Below are 16,577 nucleotides of genomic sequence, written 5' to 3'. Positions count from 1 at the left end.
CATGAGCTTTGATGATATTTTGTCACCTGTCTTTCTATCTTTACGAGTAGCTGCATGCGCCACCATTATCGTCACAATTTTAGGAACGATTATCGGTCGGTCACTAGCACGCTCCTCATGGAGATATAAAGTAATACTAGAAACTATTTTCTTATTACCAATGGTACTTCCGCCAACTGTAATCGGCTTTTTTCTCATTATTATTTTCGGAAATAACAGCCCCATTGGAAAGTGGATAGAATCGTTATTTCAGCAGTCCATTATGTTTACATCTACTGCTGCTATCATTGCTTCTACAGTTGTTGCATTTCCGCTCATGTACCAATCAGCAAAAACAGGATTTTCTATCGCAAATGTACAAATTGAAGAGGGTGCTCGCGATCTTGGCGCCAGTGAATATCAAGTTTTTCTACACGTCACACTACCGCTTGCATTTCCTGCATTACTAAGCGGTATGATTTTAAGCTTTGTTCGTGCACTAGGAGAATTTGGTGCTACACTCATGTTTGCTGGGAATATTCCCGGTAAAACACAGACAATCCCAACAGCAATTTATATGGCCATTGATGCAAGTAATATGCAACTCGCTTGGACACTTGTAATTATCACTATCAGTATGTCACTCGTATTTCTCCTATGTATTCAGCTCATTAATAAAAGAATTACTAACTCTTAAAGCAGCTTTCGACAAAAGCTGCTTTTTTATTTCTCAGGAAATAAAATATACTATATAAAGTGACTGAATTTTACCTTTTATTCAAATATACATTCTATTTGAATTTACTTTCTAAAATAGGTAATTTCCTGTTATTATATGGAGGTGTTTGAAAAAATGAAGAAATGAAAACGCATTTATATCGTGAATTCTTCATCCTGTTTTAGCGATCGGTAATCTTCTACTCTATTAGTGGGGCATTACCGATCGTTAGAACGATATGTAATTATATTGGTATAGCAAACCGAAGGGAGTCTTGTAATGGACATTTTATTAGCGCTTCTTCCTGCAATTGCATGGGGAAACATCTTATTAGTAAGCGTAAAAATGGGCGGTGGTGCATATAGCCAAACGGTAGGTATGACAATCGGTGCTCTATTCTTCGCAACAGTTATGTATGTATTTACTCAACCAGCTTTAACAATGACAATCTTGATTGTTGGTTTTATTTCAGGTTTATTCTGGGCTTTAGGACAAGTAAACCAATTAAAAACAGTTGAAAAACTAGGTGTTTCAACTACTGTAACGATTTCTACTGGTATGCAACTTGTTGCAACTTCTATCTTTGGAGTTATCGCTTTCCGCGAGTGGACTACTACAACAACGATCGTTATGGGAACGATTGCAATCCTATTAATCGTAGTTGGTGTAGTATTCACATCATTAGATGATAAAGAAAATGCACAGCCACCAGGACAATTGAAAAAGGGACTTCTTACTTTAATTGTTTCTACTTTCGGCTATCTTGTATATGTAATTATTATTCGTTGGTATAACATCGATGGTTGGTCTGCTATTTTACCACAGGCAGTTGGTATGTTCGTTGGTGCGGTTGTACTGACGTCTAAACATAAACCATTTAACAAATATGCCATCCGTAATGCTGTATCTGGTTTACTTTGGGGAACAGGAAACTTATTCTTACTTCTTTCATTACCACGTGTCGGAGTAGCGACAAGCTTCCCATTATCTCAAACTGGAATCGTTATCTCAACATTCGGTGCGATTGTCTTCTTAGGTGAAAAGAAAACAAAACGTCAATTGATCTTTATTGCACTAGGTAGTGTTTTAATTATCGGCGGCGCTGTATTACTTGGTCTAACAAAAGCATAAACTTATATTCTATTAAAAAACCCCTGGGGCATATGTGCCCCAGGGGTTTTTTCGATTTTAATTATTTTCTAAATATAATTATTTACATGCACTTGTCCTTTATAGTTCTTCTTCCACTCTAGCAAACCAGCTACACATATAAAGAGATTAATAACAGCTAATATTAGCATAACGTATAAACCAGTGGAAATATAAATCACAATGCTAACTACGTTATATAAAATCCATAAATGCCAGTTTTCTAATATTTTTCGACTGAGCATAAATTGAGCTACTAATCCTAATACAGCATTTAAAGCGTCTAAATATGGACTTGTTGATTCTAAATAACGGACTTGATAATAACCCCAACCAATCCAAGCAACTAAAATAAAAATTATATAAAAAGTCCACTCTTTCAAATCTAAACGAACTGTTGCTTTTACCTCTCCCTCCCCACTACGTGCAATCCAATAATACCAACCATATACATTAAAGATAAATTGAAAGGCTGCCAATACCGCCATTGCATATAAGCCTTGTGCAATAAAAATATACAGAAATACCGCAACAGTAATCATGCCAAATAAAAAGTTGGATACTTTTTCTCTTGCTAATAACCAAACATTAATAATCCCCATAATCGATGCAAAAATTTCAATATAACTCGATTGAATATACAATCCAACCAATACGCAAATTATACTAGAACTGAGTAAAAAAAGTGGACTTCTAACCATGATTATCTCTCCCCAGATGTGTAATAAATTCCCTATCACCAGTATAAGGAATAGCTCTCCCCTTTACCATGAATTTCCTGACCCTCGTTATCCATTCCACCTACGGTAAGTCTTTTCTTTTTACAAAATTCTCTTAAAAATGGTATCGTTTTTTATAACATATTCTCATCAGAAAGGAATAAAGGATATGCCTAATAAACATCGAATTTTATTTATTGGTGCCGGTCGTATGGCAGAAGCTATATTTGCTGGACTACTTACAACAAGTAAAGAATACATCGAAGAAATTATTGTTTCCAACCGAAGTAACATAGAAAAACTAACACAATTACAAACTCAATATGATCTATCGATTACAACTGATTGGAAACAGCATATTAAATCTGTAGATACAATCGTTTTAGCAATGCCACCTGTCGCACATGAACAGCTATTAGCGGATCTATCCCCTCTTCTAACTGATCAATTTGTCGTGACAGTTGCTGCCGGAATCGGACCATCTTATCTAGAAGAAAGACTTCCCCAAGGGACACCTGTTGCTTGGATTATGCCAAATACAGCTGCTGGAATTGGAAAGTCTATCTCCTTATATACGACGGGACATTCTGTAGATGAAACACATCAAGAAACGTTACAACTTCTTTTAAAAGGTATCGGTACCTCACAGTTTTGTACCGAAGAAGAAGTTCACCAACTTACCGCAGTTACTGGTAGTGCACCTGCTTTTCTCTATCACTTTGCTGAAGGTTTAATTGAAGCAACGAAAAGCTATGGTATTGATGAGGAAACAGCAAAATACCTTGTCATTCAAATGATTGCTGGCTCTGCCGCTATGCTCCAGCAAAATCAGGATCCAGCTATGCTCCGCGAACAAGTAACAACACCAGGAGGTTCAACGGCTGAAGGCTTAAAAGTTCTATATGAAAATAATTTTTCAGAAGTCATTCAACAAGCAGTTGAAGCGACCAATAAAAAAGCTAGGGGGAATTAATATGACTTTAACAAGTTTAAACGACTATACAACATTACATAACGGCGTGAAAATGCCTTGGTTCGGCTTAGGTGTTTTTAAAGTTGAAGATGGTACAGAAGTAATTGATTCTGTAAAGGCAGCTATAAAAAATGGATACCGTAGCATCGATACTGCTGCCATATATAAAAACGAAGAAGGCGTTGGACAGGCAATTCAAGAATCTGGTATTCCTCGTGAAGAGTTATTCATCACTTCAAAAGTGTGGAATAGTGATCAAGGTTACGAGTCAACATTACAAGCATTTGAAACTACATTAGAAAAATTAGGTCTAGAATATTTAGATCTATACTTAGTGCATTGGCCTGTAAAAGGAAAATACACTGAATCATGGAAAGCTTTAGAGAAACTTTATAAAGACGGTCGTGTTCGTGCTATTGGTGTGAGTAATTTCCATATTCACCATTTGCAAGACGTATTTGAAATTGCTGAGATTAAACCAATGGTTAACCAAGTAGAATACCATCCACGTTTAGCACAAGAAGAATTGCATACTTTCTGTAAAGAGCATGGTATTCAGCTTGAAGCTTGGTCACCATTAATGCAGGGGCAGCTACTGGATAATCCAACACTACAAGAAATTGCTGCAAAACATAACAAATCAACTGCACAAGTTATTTTACGTTGGGATTTACAAAATGAAATTGTAACAATCCCTAAGTCTATTAAAGAACATCGCATTATTGAAAATGCGAACATCTTCGATTTTGAACTAAGCTCGGATGATATGAAAGCAATCCAAGCTTTAAATGAAAATCATCGCGTTGGTCCAGATCCAGATAACTTTAACTTCTAGTAGGGAAACCACTGCCATATGCAGTGGTTTTTTTATTTTTAATAAAACTGAAAATTTAAACTATATTCCATTTGATTGACACTTCATTATCTAAGGTGTAAGATTTTGAATTATCAAAGAAACACAAAAATTAATAAAATTCATTTTTTTACTCATTGTATCAAGAGAGGTGGAGGGACTGGCCCTTTGAAACCTCGGCAGCAGGTTCATTTTGAATACTGTGCCACTTCCTGCAAGCTTTGTGCTTGAAAGATAGAATGAGGGACTTCGTTTATATACGGGTGCATAACTTGTACGTAAAAATCCCTCTTTCTCAATCCGAAAAGAGGGATTTTTTATTTTTCATTCCCTCATTATCATCCAAACTTATTAATTATCTAGGAGGAAAATCAAATGAAAAAGAAGTTTGTACCCGGTATTGCATCAGTTGTAGGAGTAAGTATTTTATTGACTGGTTGCGGTAGTTATAAAAACGAAGCTAGCGGAGCAAATGCAAAAGATGAGGCACCTAGTAAGCAAGTTTTAAACTTATCTTCACCTACTGAGATTCGAACAATGGATACAGCTCGTGCTACAGATACTGATTCTGGTCAAGTAATGAGAAACGTATTTGAAGGTTTGTATAATCTTGGTGAAGGTAATAAACCTGTTCCTGGTGTTGCAAAATCTCATGAAATAAGTGGTGATAAAACGAAATACACATTCCATTTACGAGATTCAAAATGGTCAAACGGTACTCCTGTTACAGCAAAAGATTTTGTCTTCGCTTGGCAAAGAGCTGTCGATCCAGCAACAGCCTCTGAATATGCATTTTTATTCTTTGATATTAAAAACGCAACAAAGATTAACAACAAAGAGCTTCCAGCCGATCAACTTGGTGTAAAAGCAGTTGATGACCATACGTTTGAAGTAGAATTAGAGCGTCCTGTTCCCTATTTTATTAGCTTAACGGCGTTCCCAACATTTCTACCAATCAACGAGGAATTCTTTAAAGCACAAGGTGATAAGTACGCTTTAGAAGATAATAAAATCTTATACAACGGAGCTTTTACACTAAACGATTGGAAGCATGAACAAAGCTTTAAATTTAAGAAAAACCCTACCTATTGGGATAAAGATAATGTCAAACTCGAAGAAATCAATTTCAACGTTGTGAAAGAGAAATCAACAGAAGTAAATTTATTTGAATCAAAACAATTAGACCGTATAAAATTAACATCTGATTTCGTTGATAAGTATAAAAAAGATGAGGACTTTAAAGAACGTCCAAATGTAGGCGTACAATTTTTACGTATGAACCAACAAAACAAAGTACTTCAAAATGTCTCTGCACGCCAAGCGATTGCTCAGACAATTGACCGAAAATCTTTTGTAAATACGTTATTAAACGATGGCTCTACACCAACCTTTAGTCTCGTTCCAAAAAACTTTGCAAAAGGACCTGACGGAACAGACTTCCGTACTGCAAACGGCGATTTAACAAAAATCGATACAAAATCTGCACAAGAATTATGGAAAAAGGCAAAACAAGAACTTGGATCTGAAAAAATCACATTAGAATTATTAACCAGTGATGGTGACCTTGAAAAGAAAACTGGTGAATTCTTAAAAGGACAACTAGAAAAAAATTTAGACGGCTTAACAGTAAATATAAAACCTCAACCGCGTAAGCAGCAAGTTTCACTCTTATTAAAAGGTGACTACGAAATTGGAATTGACGGTTGGAGTCCTGACTTTGCTGATCCAATTACATTCCTTGAACTATTTACGACGAATAACCCTTATAACTTAGATCATTACTCTAATAAAGAGTTTGATGACACAATTGAAAAAGTTAAAACTACCTTGGCTGGTGATGAAAAAGCTCGCTGGGAAGCGTTACTAGCATCAGAAAAAATATTATTTAAGGACTCTGTTATCGCTCCTCTTTACCAAAAAGGAGAATCTTATCTAGAGCGTTCTTATGTAAAAGGAATTGTGCAAGTTGACTTTGCAGGCCAGTTAAACTTCAAGTGGGCAAAAATCGAAAATTAAATTGTAACTTTGATCAACGTTATTCCACCATACTAATTATTTTTTCATAAAATACATTAAAAGTAGATTCCTTAATACACGGGAATCTACTTTTTTAATATATTATTTCAAGAAATTAACATTCTATTTTTATTATTGACATATAGTTCTTTCCAATGTTAATATTCTAAATAATCAAAGAAACAAAATATTTCATCATAAAAATGTAATGTCTACTATGTTGGAACATATAACGATAGATTATAGTTCAACATGTATATACATATAGAACACCTGATTACCTATATACACATATTTATAATAGGTTTTCTCTTCTTCTATTACTACACTTCAAGACATGGACATTATGACGTTACGAACAACACATTTAGGGAGGAAAGAAAAATGAAGAAAAAAGTTGTACCTGTTGTTGCATCTATTTTAGGGGCAAGTCTACTACTAACTGCTTGCGGGGGAAATAAAGATAATGCAAGCGGAGCGAAAGCAAACGATAAAGTACCTGATAAACAGGCAATTAACTTGTCATTTGCTTCAGAAATTCCAACAATGGATGTTGCAAAAGCAACGGATGGGGAATCCATGAACGTAATGCGAAATGTTTTTGAAGGTTTATATGCAGTGGGAGAAGATAATAAACCAATTCCTGGTGTTGCTGAGTCGGTTGACATTAGTCCAGATAAAACAAAGTATACTTTCCATCTTCGTGATTCAAAATGGTCAAACGGTACTCCTGTTACAGCAAAAGACTTTGTCTTCGCTTGGCAACGTGCCGTAAATCCTGATACAGCAGCTGAATATGCATTCTTATTCTTCGATATACAGAATGCGAAACAAATAAATCAAAAACAATTGCCAATTGATCAACTAGGGGTCAAAGCTCTTGATGATAAAACTTTAGAAGTACAACTAGACCGTCCTGTTCCCTACTTCTTAAGCTTGACGACATTCTCAACATTCTTACCAATTAATGAAGATTACTTAAAATCCCAAGGTGATAAATATGGTTTAGAAACAAATCATTTAATTTACAACGGTGCCTTCACATTAGATAACTGGAAACATGAACAGAGCTTCCAATTGAAGAAGAACCCTAACTATTGGGATGCTAAAACTGTAAAATTAGAAGAAATCAACTTCAATGTCGTGAAAGATAAGTCTACAGAAGTTAACTTATATGATTCAGGACAAATTGATCGTGTTGCTTTAACTGCGGAGTTTGTTGATAAATATAAGGGCGATCCAAACTTCAAGGACCGCGCTGAAGTTGGTATTCAATTCTTACGACTCAATCAAAAAAATGAAACATTAAAAAATCAACATGCACGCCTTGCTATTAACGGCGCAATGAATAAAAAAGCATACGTAGAAACAATTTTAAATAACGGTGCTGTTCCAGCAGAAGGAATGGTTCCTGCGAAATTCGCAAAAAGTCCAGACGGTAATGACTTCCGTAAAGAGAATGGAAATCTAGCCAAAGATGATATGAAATCTGCAAAAGAAAACTGGAAAAAAGCGAAACAAGAACTTGGTACTGACAAAGTAACAATTGAACTATTAACAAGTGATAATGCTTTAGCTAAGAAAACTGGTGAATATTTAAAAGGTGAATTAGAAAAGAATCTAGATGGATTAACAGTGAATTTAAAACCTCAACCACGTAAACAACAGTTAAAACTACTATTAAGTGGTGATTACGAAATCGGAATCGATGGCTGGGGCCCTGACTTCGCGGATCCTATTACATTCTTAGATCTATTCACAACAGATAGTGCTTATAACTTCGATAAATACTCTAACAAAGAGTACGACGAGCTTATTCGTAAAGTAAAAACTGATTTAGCTGGTGATGAAAAAGGTCGCTGGGAAGCAATGAAGCAAGCTGAAAAAATCTTATTACAAGATGGTGCTGTTGCTCCTTTATACCAACAAGGTCGTTCTTACTTACAACGCGGATTTATTAAAGGACTTGTAACAACTGACTTCGGCGGTGAATTTAACTACAAGTGGACAGAAGTTGCAAAATAATAAGTACTAATAAAAAAGGTATCCTTCGTGGGATACCTTTTTTACTTTATACTTCTTTAACTACAGAGCTTCTTCTCTTTACCATTCCTTTTATAACTAGAGTAATTCCCGCTATCAATTGTGTAACTAGTATCATGAGTAATAATGAAATAATATCCCCCTCTAAATTAACTCTGCTAAATATTATTGTATAATAACCATTCGCCGCATATGTTGTGGGAAATAATTCACCGATTGTTTAATATGTTTTAGAAAGCATCACTGCATTTCCAAATACAGTGATGCTTATTTGTGTTAATGATAAGAAAGCCAAAGATATTTTTTAAAACTCCCCATATACATACAAATTACTTTCAATTTAATTAATAAGCATGTGTCCCCCTTAAGGAAATAATTTATTAGGTTTATACATAATTACATGGAATTGGGAAAAACTTGTATAGAAAGAAGTTACATAAGGAGGAATTTATAATGAGAATTTTACTATCAATTTTATTAGCTCTTATGCTAGTACCTGCATTAACAGGATGTAAAGCTCCTGCAAAAGAAGACACAACTTCTAATAAAAAGACTACAGAAGAGGCAAAGAATGAAGCGCCTGCTGATTTAAAACTAAACTTTAATGAATTTGATTTAAAGGCAGACTATCAAGATACAAAGAAAGACTACGAAGCTGATTATAAAAATGTAGCAGCGGATAAGAAAATGGAAGCAAAAATTGAAGACCATAAAACAGATGTAAAGTTCACAGGCAACGAGGCTATTACAAAATTAAGCCCTCTTCTACAAGAATTAAAATTTGATAAAAACACACCGGATCAAGAAGTAATTGATCAAGTAGTAAATGTATTCAAACTTGATAAAGACTATCAAAAATTCGCTTTAGAAGTTGTCTTCTCTGACGGAACGAAAAAAGAATATAAAAGAGAAATAAAATAAAGAAGTAGGCGGTTGCCTACTTCTTTATTTTTTAATTTTTACGTATCTTAGTTCTGGACTAGAACCGATAATGAATTGGACGCCAGATACTGATGATTTTTGTAAATACGAAGAGCTTGGGAAAATAATTGGGATTAATGGTGTATCATCAAACATAATATCTTCTGCTTTATGCAATAAGTCAAAACGCTTATCTTCGTTTTGTTCAACTTCTGCTTCTTTTACTAAAGCGTCAAATTCTTTATTATGCCATTTTGCATAGTTGTTTGGACCATCACCTGCATATAAATCTAGTTTAGTAATTGGATCTAATAGAGAGCCGCCCCATCCCATATAAGCTAATTGGAAATCACTTTGCTTATATGTGTCGATGTAACTCTTCCACTCTTTATTTTCTAATTTAATATCTACACCAAGATTTTTCTTAAACATTTCCTGCATTGCTTCTGCTACTTTTTTATGTTGTGTATCTGTAGTGAATTTTAACGTTACTTCAGGTAATGTAGACCATCCTTGTTCTTTCATACCTTCTTCTAATAATTTTTTCGCTTCTGCTGAATCGAATTTTACGTAATCACCTTTTTCTTTACGGAAATCACGACCACTTTGTGTTTTTGCCCCTTCTGGAACGAATGCATATGCTTCCTGTGCATTATTTTTATACAGTTTTTCAACGATAAACTTACGATCAACCGCTAATGAAAATGCTTTACGTACTTTCGCATTTGTAAACGGCTCTTTTTCTACGTTAAACGAATAAATATAAGATGAGAATCCTGCAACGCGCTTATATTCTTTGTTTCCTTTTTCTTTTTCAATCATCTCTTGTGGTAAGCTACTTAGCAAATCTAATTCTTTTGATTTGTACAATTGGTACGCTGTTTTAGAATCTGGAATAATACGAAACTCAATTTCTTTTAATGTTACCTTTTTATCATAGTATTCTTTATTTTTTTGTACTGTAATCGCTTGGTTATGCTTCCATTCTTTTAACGTGAATGGTCCGCTCGTAATTAACTCTTTTGGATCTGTTTTTAATTTATTATTATCATCAATCGATTTTTTAGATAATGGAATAAATAATGAACTTGCTAATTTTTGTTTAATAGAAGCAACTGGGTGCTCAAGTGTTATCTTTAATGTTTGAGGATCAACGACTTGAATACCAACTTGCCCTTCTTCACCTTTTCCAGTATTATATGCCTCTGCTCCTTTAATAAAATAAATTTCTGTCGCATTCATAGAACCCGTTTTCGGATTTAATAATCGCTTCCATGCAAACTCAAAATCATTTGCTGTAATAGGAGAACCATCTGACCATTTAATATCTTTCTTTAAATGAATTGTATACTCAGTCCCATCAGCATTTACTTCTTCTTTCGCTGCTAATTCATTTTGATATTTCCCATCACTATCTTGCGTATATAAACTTGAGAACAAATGTCCAATTACATAACCTGATGTGCTATCTGTCGCGATAGCGGAATCAAGTGTATATGGATCACTACTAATATTCGTTACTAATCGATCTCCTTCACCCTTACCAGCACTCGCCTTTTGCGTCTCTTTCTTACCGCAAGCAACAGAAGTAATTGCTAAAACAGTCATAATGACAAACAGTAAAAACTTCTTCATCCTACATTCTCCTTTAACCTGAAATTTTTGGTGTTGATGCTAATAATGTTTTTGTATAAGAATGTTGTGGATTACGGAATACTTCATCCGTATTTCCAAATTCAACAAGTTCTCCTTTATATAGGACAGCCACTTTTTCACATAAATAGTGAACCATCGGTAAATCATGTGCGATAAATAAATATGTATAGCCTTGTTCCTTTTGAATCTTTTGCAGTAGATGTATAATTTGGATTTGCAGTGAAACATCTAATGCTGAAATTGGTTCATCAAGGATTAAAACTTCTGGCTCACATAATAACGCTCTTGCAATAGCAATACGTTGACGTTGTCCCCCGCTAAATTCATGCGGATAACGATCAATATATCTTCTATCTAATCCAACACGCTCTAGTGCATCACCTGCGACTTTATCTTTCAATCCTTTATCGCCTAAACCGAATGAAATATAGCCTTCTGTTACAATATCTCGTACTTTCCAACGCGGATTTAATGCAGCTGTGGAATCTTGAAAAATGAACTGTACTTTCTGCAAGAAATCCCGCTTATGAGCTGATTTCAGCTTGTGAACAACTTGACCGTTATAATCAATTTCACCAGACGTTGGACGCTCGATCCCAGCTATGAGCTTACCAAGTGTTGTCTTTCCAGAACCACTTTCTCCAATAATGCCAAGCGTTGTTCCTTTTGGGATAGAAAGTGATATACCTTTTAACGCTGCGATTTCTTTATTTTTACTTCCATACGTTTTCGTTACTTGCTTTACAGTAATCAAATCTGTCGTCATGAGGCATTCACCTTCTCTTTTGATTTCGCTTTATTATGCTCCAGAATATGTTGCCAGCAATGTGAGCTATGCTCCTCAGAATATGTCGTTCTCTCTGGGAAGCGATGAATACATTCTTTTATCGCTACAGGACAACGATTCACAAACGGGCATCCAAAACTATTTAACGTTTCAATTGAAGGCGTTGTTCCCTCAATTGCTCTAAGTACCTTTTCTGAATCATCCATATTCGGAATTGCTTGCAATAAACTTTTTGTGTAAGGGTGCTTAGGTGAGCCAATTACTTCTTGAATCGTTCCTTTTTCAACAACACGTCCCCCGTACATAACTACTACTCGGTCAGCTACTTCACGTACAAGTGCCAAATCATGTGTAATTAATAAAATACTCGTATTTTGTTTTTCCTTTCTTTCTTTTAACAACTCCATAATTTGCTTTTGAATCGTTACATCTAATGCTGTTGTAGGTTCATCTGCAATAACGAGCTTCGGGTGACAAGCAAATGCAATTGCTAAACAAATACGCTGCCTCATACCTCCGCTTAACTGATACGGGTATTGTTCAAAGCGTTTCTCTGCTTCATGTATCCCTAAATCATTTAGTAAGTTAATTGCAATTTCTTTTGCCTCTTTTTTCGATTTCTTTTCATGCTGCACAATTACTTCTGTAATTTGTCTTCCCACCTTCATCGTCGGATTTAAAGATGAAAGCGGGTCTTGAAAGATAAAGGAAATATCTTTCCCGCGAATTTGATTCCATTCTGATTCCTGTAAATTAGTTAATTCCTTTGATTTGAAAGATATATCTCCATCATCAATATGAATCGATTCTTGATTTAAGCCGATAATAGATTGTGCTGTAACACTTTTTCCTGAACCACTTTCTCCTACAAGTGCAACAATCTCACCTTCGTTAATAGAAAAGGAGACATGCTTCACAATTGCTTGCTTACTATTCTCTTTTTCAACGGCTAACGTTACGTTTTCTAAAGATAAGATTTGTGCCATGTTTTTTCTCCTTTCGATTACGTTTTACGATTTTCGGATCAATCGCATCTTGCAAACCATCACCAATCGCATTAAATGCGAACATGATTAGTGCAATCATGATTGCCGGGAAGAAAAGTTGCCACCACTCTCCGCTTAGTAATGTCCCGAGTGCATCGTTTGTCATCGTGCCCCAGCTCGCTGCTGGTGATTGTACTCCAAGTCCGATAAAACTTAAAAATGATTCTGAGAAAATAGCTGCTGGAATTGTAAATGATAAATTTACGATAATAATCCCTGTTAAGTTTGGAATTAAATGTCCGTATATAATTTTCATATGAGGTGTACCTAATCGCTCTGCTGCAATAACAAATTCTCTTTGTTTCAATGAAAGTACTTGCGCCCGAATGAGACGTGCCATGCCAATCCATCCCGTTAACGCAAGAGCTATAATAATTGTAAAAAGTCCTGGTTTCATAATGATTAATAGTAAAATAACAATTAATAAATATGGGATACCGTATAACACTTCAATCCCTCTTATAATCCACTCATCAATTAACGTTCCAAGACGATTACGCCCTCTCACATATCCACTAAAACCTCCGATAAGTACACCAAGCCCTATATCGAGAGCTGCTGCTACCAATCCAACTGTTAATGAAATTTTCCCACCAGCCCAAGTACGCGCCCAAATATCTCTCCCTAAATCGTCTGTTCCGAACCAATGCTCACTACTAGGCGGTAAATTAGTTGCTTCTTTTACTTGTTCACTCGCAGTAAATGACGTTAAACTTTCGCCAATAAGCGAGAAAACAATAATTAGTAATAACGTCACTGCCCCTAAAACTGCTATAGGATTTGATACAAACTTGCGAAACACTTCCTTTTTTCGGCTAATCGTTTGCTGATCTTTATTTATCGTTAATTCTTTTTTCTCTTCATTCGTTAATAACTGGTCATTAATTTCATAAGCCCCCATTTAAACATCACCCTCCTTACGTAATAGAACGAATGCGCGGATCAACAATACGATGAATGATATCTGTAATAAAAATACATACAATTAATAGCGCACTATAGAAAATGGTTGTTCCCATAATAACCGGATAATCTCGGTTAAAAATACTATCTACAAAATATTTTCCTAAACCAGGAATTGAAAAGATTTTTTCAATAACAAAAGTCCCTGTTAAAAGTCCAGCCATTAATGGGCCAACAAATGTAAGTACCGGAACAATCGCATTTCGAAGAGCATGTCTTATAATGATTTTCTTAATTGGTATACCTTTCGCTCTCGCTAGCTTAATATAATCACTCTGCAACACTTCAATCATATTAGAGCGAACAAATCTTGTAATAACTGCGATTGGCCCGAGCGCTAATGCGAAGGAAGGTAATACAGTATGCTCAAATGTTCCCCAAGACGCCACTGGTAATAATTCAAATTGTATGGCGAATACTTGTATAAATAGTGGCGCTAAAATAAAACTAGGAATAGAAATACCGAGAATCGCAAGCAAGCTCACACTATAATCAATCACTTTCCCATGATATAGCGCGGCAAATGTACCTGCTGCAATTCCAACTAACAATGAAATAATAAGTGCTTGTAAACCAATAATCGCTGATGGACCAAAGCCTGTCGTTATAATTTCTGATACACCTTGCCCCGTCGATTGAACGGATTCACCAAAATCAAAATGCACTACGCCATCTAAATAAGCAACATATTGATTCCATAACGGTTCATCAAGGTGATACTTCGCTCTCATGTTTTGTATTACTTCTTCAGGAAAGATTTTCGCATCTGATGAAAATGGATCCCCTGGAATAATATGCATAATCAAAAATGTTACTGTCGTAATAACCCATAGTGTAAATACCATAACCGATAGTTTTTTAATCACATACACTTCAATAACCCCCTAAACACATGAATTTACTTTGTTTTATTGACATATTTGTTCCCATTACTCCTTCTCCACTTCTTAAAACACAAAAAGCCTTGATCTTAAAAAATAAGATCAAGGCTTAATAAAACTATGCCCATCACTTATCTTTCAAGACTTGCTTGCTGGAATTAGCACGGTGTTCTATTACAGAACCCGCTGCTGAGGTGTCATAGGGCCAGTCCCTCTACCTCTCTGGATAAGTAAATTGCTATATTATTATTTGGTTCAAATTGTATATTTTGAATTATAATTCTGAAAAAATGAAAAGTCAATCTAATTGTATATATTTAGAAAAATCAGTTTTTAATAACGTTAGTTATTGAAATTACAGTCTTTCGCTTATAATAAAAAAAATTATGTTAAAGGAGTTATAAGACGGCTCCCTTACTTCTGGATACTATAGGATTGCCATTAACAATCGTAATACTCGTCATCATTGGTTTTTATAAGCTCTTTATTAAAAAGAAAAGCATCACCTCTTTTTATCCCGCTATTTACGGGCAGTAAGACCCCCACCCAAAAATCTGGACGTGAAACAAAAAGTATTAGTATGCGAAGATGGAGATGGAGATGGAGATGGTAAGAAGAAAAAATAACCTTGCATGCGCAAGGTTATTTTTCCGTTTCTGTTTGAAAACGTTTATAGTATGTCGATGCTGTTGAAAAATTAATTTCTATATCACGAATCAACGATGAATCTTCTTCTTTAGCTAACTTCTGTAATTTTTTCATCGCTTGTTCCGATTCATTTAAGAAACCAACATACATTTCATGCTCTTGTTCTTTCGACTTCGGTACATGAATTTCTTTACGCATATGATCTATATCTTCTAACATGCCCGTTGTTACATTTTGCACGTCTTCCTTAAATTTAGCATTCGTTATTTCCTTACCGCCCTTTTCTTTTGCCACTTCAAATAGCTGTAACGCTTTATTAATTTCCTTGTTCATCTTCGCATCATACTTTTCATGTACCTCGCGATACACTTTCATATCTTCTGTCTGTTCAGTAGATTGCTCTACCTTTTCTTTCGGTTCTTTCGCTTCTTTATTCCCATTACATCCTGCTAGAAGGAGCATACCTCCCATTACAGCAATACCCAAAACCTTCTTCATCTTTAATTCTCCTTTTATCTACAGCTACTTCTAATTATAGTTTCTTTTATCTCCACTTGTTTTATTATACCGAGAACATCCTAAATTTTGCACTTAAGATGATCTCTTAATAAATATACACACATTTTTGTCACATTATCGTCACTTTATGCAAGTAACTTCACTACTCTACCTTACACAACTGTAAGCACACATAGAGAACAAACCATGCTAGACTTACATATGCATAACGCAAGCGTAGTTAAGTTTTTAAGGAGAATCATCTATGTACAATACAATACCTTTTATGGGAGAAGATATTCGTGTCCTTATTCGTGAAAGATCACTTCATATTGAAAACACAGAAAGCCTTCGCCGCGTATTAAAAAAGCAACATGCTCCATTTAAATTAGCCCAATATTTAAAACAACAACATACAAATCAATTTCATACTGTGCTAAATATATCGGATAAATCATTAACAATCGAGATTATCGGTCATGTCTACATTGGAAATTTTGCAGATGTCTTAAAAGAAATTCCACGCATACCGAAGATTGCTCCTATTATCGTTGAAAGGGCATATAGAATTACAGATCATACTGATATTATTGACTGCGGGGAGAAAGAGGTCGACAGTAACCGCTGGGTATGGGATAAACTTGCTTTCTTATATGATGCGATCATGAATAATATGTATGAGTTATTTCAAAGAAATGAAAAAAAGAGCTGATTCAGAGAAATGTTT

Annotated in this window: 15 protein-coding genes, 2 pseudogenes and 2 riboswitches; of the genes and pseudogenes, 9 read left to right on the top strand and 8 right to left on the bottom strand. The window is 35.1% G+C overall.

Annotated elements, in window-relative coordinates; all coding sequences use genetic code 11:
• The first annotated feature begins 1 nt into the window (after nt 1).
• Together modB and ACFWDE_RS09445 are read left to right on the top strand one after the other, a co-directional pair.
• A complete protein-coding gene (modB, locus tag ACFWDE_RS09450; protein WP_377891766.1) occupies nt 2–676 on the top strand; it encodes a molybdate ABC transporter permease subunit in 675 nt (224 codons plus the stop codon).
• Nucleotides 677–976: 300 nt separating this feature from the next.
• A complete protein-coding gene (locus ACFWDE_RS09445) occupies nt 977–1,828 on the top strand; it encodes a GRP family sugar transporter (RefSeq protein ID WP_377891764.1) in 852 nt (283 codons plus the stop codon).
• 68 nt (nt 1,829–1,896) lie between these two features.
• Here ACFWDE_RS09445 and pnuC read toward each other — a convergent pair whose 3' ends face one another.
• On the bottom strand, nt 1,897–2,547 hold the full coding sequence (pnuC, locus tag ACFWDE_RS09440; protein WP_264539949.1) for a nicotinamide riboside transporter PnuC: 651 nt from the start codon (nt 2,545–2,547) through the stop codon (nt 1,897–1,899).
• 187 nt (nt 2,548–2,734) lie between these two features.
• Here pnuC and proC point away from each other — a divergent pair, with 187 nt between their 5' ends.
• From proC to ACFWDE_RS09420, 4 genes are all read left to right on the top strand, one after another.
• Complete coding sequence (gene proC, locus ACFWDE_RS09435; protein ID WP_002159567.1) at nt 2,735–3,538, top strand: pyrroline-5-carboxylate reductase; 804 nt, start codon at nt 2,735–2,737, stop codon at nt 3,536–3,538.
• A 1-nt stretch (nt 3,539) separates the two neighbouring features.
• On the top strand, nt 3,540–4,373 hold the full coding sequence (locus ACFWDE_RS09430) for an aldo/keto reductase (RefSeq protein ID WP_377891761.1): 834 nt from the start codon (nt 3,540–3,542) through the stop codon (nt 4,371–4,373).
• Between the two features lie 154 nt (nt 4,374–4,527).
• Nucleotides 4,528–4,632: riboswitch (SAM riboswitch) on the top strand.
• Between the two features lie 134 nt (nt 4,633–4,766).
• Complete coding sequence (locus ACFWDE_RS09425; protein WP_377891759.1) at nt 4,767–6,407, top strand: peptide ABC transporter substrate-binding protein; 1,641 nt, start codon at nt 4,767–4,769, stop codon at nt 6,405–6,407.
• Between the two features lie 384 nt (nt 6,408–6,791).
• A complete protein-coding gene (locus tag ACFWDE_RS09420) occupies nt 6,792–8,432 on the top strand; it encodes a peptide ABC transporter substrate-binding protein (RefSeq protein WP_377891757.1) in 1,641 nt (546 codons plus the stop codon).
• Nucleotides 8,433–8,478: 46 nt separating this feature from the next.
• On the opposite strand, the pseudogene ACFWDE_RS09415 reads toward ACFWDE_RS09420, so the two are convergent.
• Nucleotides 8,479–8,751, bottom strand: a pseudogene (locus ACFWDE_RS09415) (ABC-2 transporter permease).
• A gap of 152 nt (nt 8,752–8,903) precedes the next feature.
• On the opposite strand from ACFWDE_RS09415, the gene ACFWDE_RS09410 reads away from it, so the two are divergent.
• Complete coding sequence (locus ACFWDE_RS09410) at nt 8,904–9,371, top strand: YusW family protein (protein WP_377891754.1); 468 nt, start codon at nt 8,904–8,906, stop codon at nt 9,369–9,371.
• 24 nt (nt 9,372–9,395) lie between these two features.
• On the opposite strand, the gene ACFWDE_RS09405 is transcribed toward ACFWDE_RS09410, so the two are convergent.
• From ACFWDE_RS09405 to ACFWDE_RS09385, 5 genes are read right to left on the bottom strand one after another with little or no spacing between them, the layout of a single operon-like run.
• Nucleotides 9,396–11,006 (bottom strand): peptide ABC transporter substrate-binding protein, encoded by a 1,611-nt coding sequence (locus ACFWDE_RS09405; protein ID WP_002159573.1) that lies wholly within the window; start codon nt 11,004–11,006, stop codon nt 9,396–9,398.
• Between the two features lie 13 nt (nt 11,007–11,019).
• Nucleotides 11,020–11,793 carry an ABC transporter ATP-binding protein gene (locus tag ACFWDE_RS09400; protein WP_002159574.1) on the bottom strand — a complete coding sequence of 258 codons (774 nt, stop codon included), beginning with the start codon at nt 11,791–11,793 and terminating at the stop codon, nt 11,020–11,022.
• Nucleotides 11,790–12,800: an ABC transporter ATP-binding protein gene (locus tag ACFWDE_RS09395; protein WP_002151284.1), complete on the bottom strand. Its 1,011-nt coding sequence runs from the start codon at nt 12,798–12,800 to the stop codon at nt 11,790–11,792. The genes ACFWDE_RS09400 and ACFWDE_RS09395 overlap by 4 nt, the downstream gene beginning before the upstream one ends.
• A complete protein-coding gene (locus tag ACFWDE_RS09390; protein ID WP_377891748.1) occupies nt 12,757–13,761 on the bottom strand; it encodes an ABC transporter permease in 1,005 nt (334 codons plus the stop codon). The genes ACFWDE_RS09395 and ACFWDE_RS09390 overlap by 44 nt, the downstream gene beginning before the upstream one ends.
• A gap of 16 nt (nt 13,762–13,777) precedes the next feature.
• Nucleotides 13,778–14,695: an ABC transporter permease gene (locus tag ACFWDE_RS09385; protein ID WP_016095104.1), complete on the bottom strand. Its 918-nt coding sequence runs from the start codon at nt 14,693–14,695 to the stop codon at nt 13,778–13,780.
• Between the two features lie 137 nt (nt 14,696–14,832).
• Nucleotides 14,833–14,937: riboswitch (SAM riboswitch) on the bottom strand.
• Between the two features lie 187 nt (nt 14,938–15,124).
• On the opposite strand from ACFWDE_RS09385, the pseudogene ACFWDE_RS09380 reads away from it, so the two are divergent.
• A pseudogene (locus ACFWDE_RS09380) lies at nt 15,125–15,330 on the top strand (DUF3951 domain-containing protein).
• Between the two features lie 16 nt (nt 15,331–15,346).
• Here ACFWDE_RS09380 and ACFWDE_RS09375 read toward each other — a convergent pair.
• On the bottom strand, nt 15,347–15,850 hold the full coding sequence (locus ACFWDE_RS09375; protein WP_377891744.1) for a hypothetical protein: 504 nt from the start codon (nt 15,848–15,850) through the stop codon (nt 15,347–15,349).
• 265 nt (nt 15,851–16,115) lie between these two features.
• On the opposite strand from ACFWDE_RS09375, the gene ACFWDE_RS09370 reads away from it, so the two are divergent.
• Entirely contained in the window at nt 16,116–16,562 is a 447-nt protein-coding gene (locus ACFWDE_RS09370; protein WP_002151280.1) for a hypothetical protein, read from the top strand.
• Nucleotides 16,563–16,577: the final 15 nt, after the last annotated feature.

It is taken from the genome of Bacillus sp. NPDC060175 (assembly GCF_042728695.1).
Taxonomy (GTDB): Bacteria; Bacillota; Bacilli; order Bacillales; family Bacillaceae_G; genus Bacillus_A.
The sequence above is the reverse complement of the archived record's forward strand: the minus strand, read 5'-3'. Positions and strand labels throughout refer to the sequence as shown.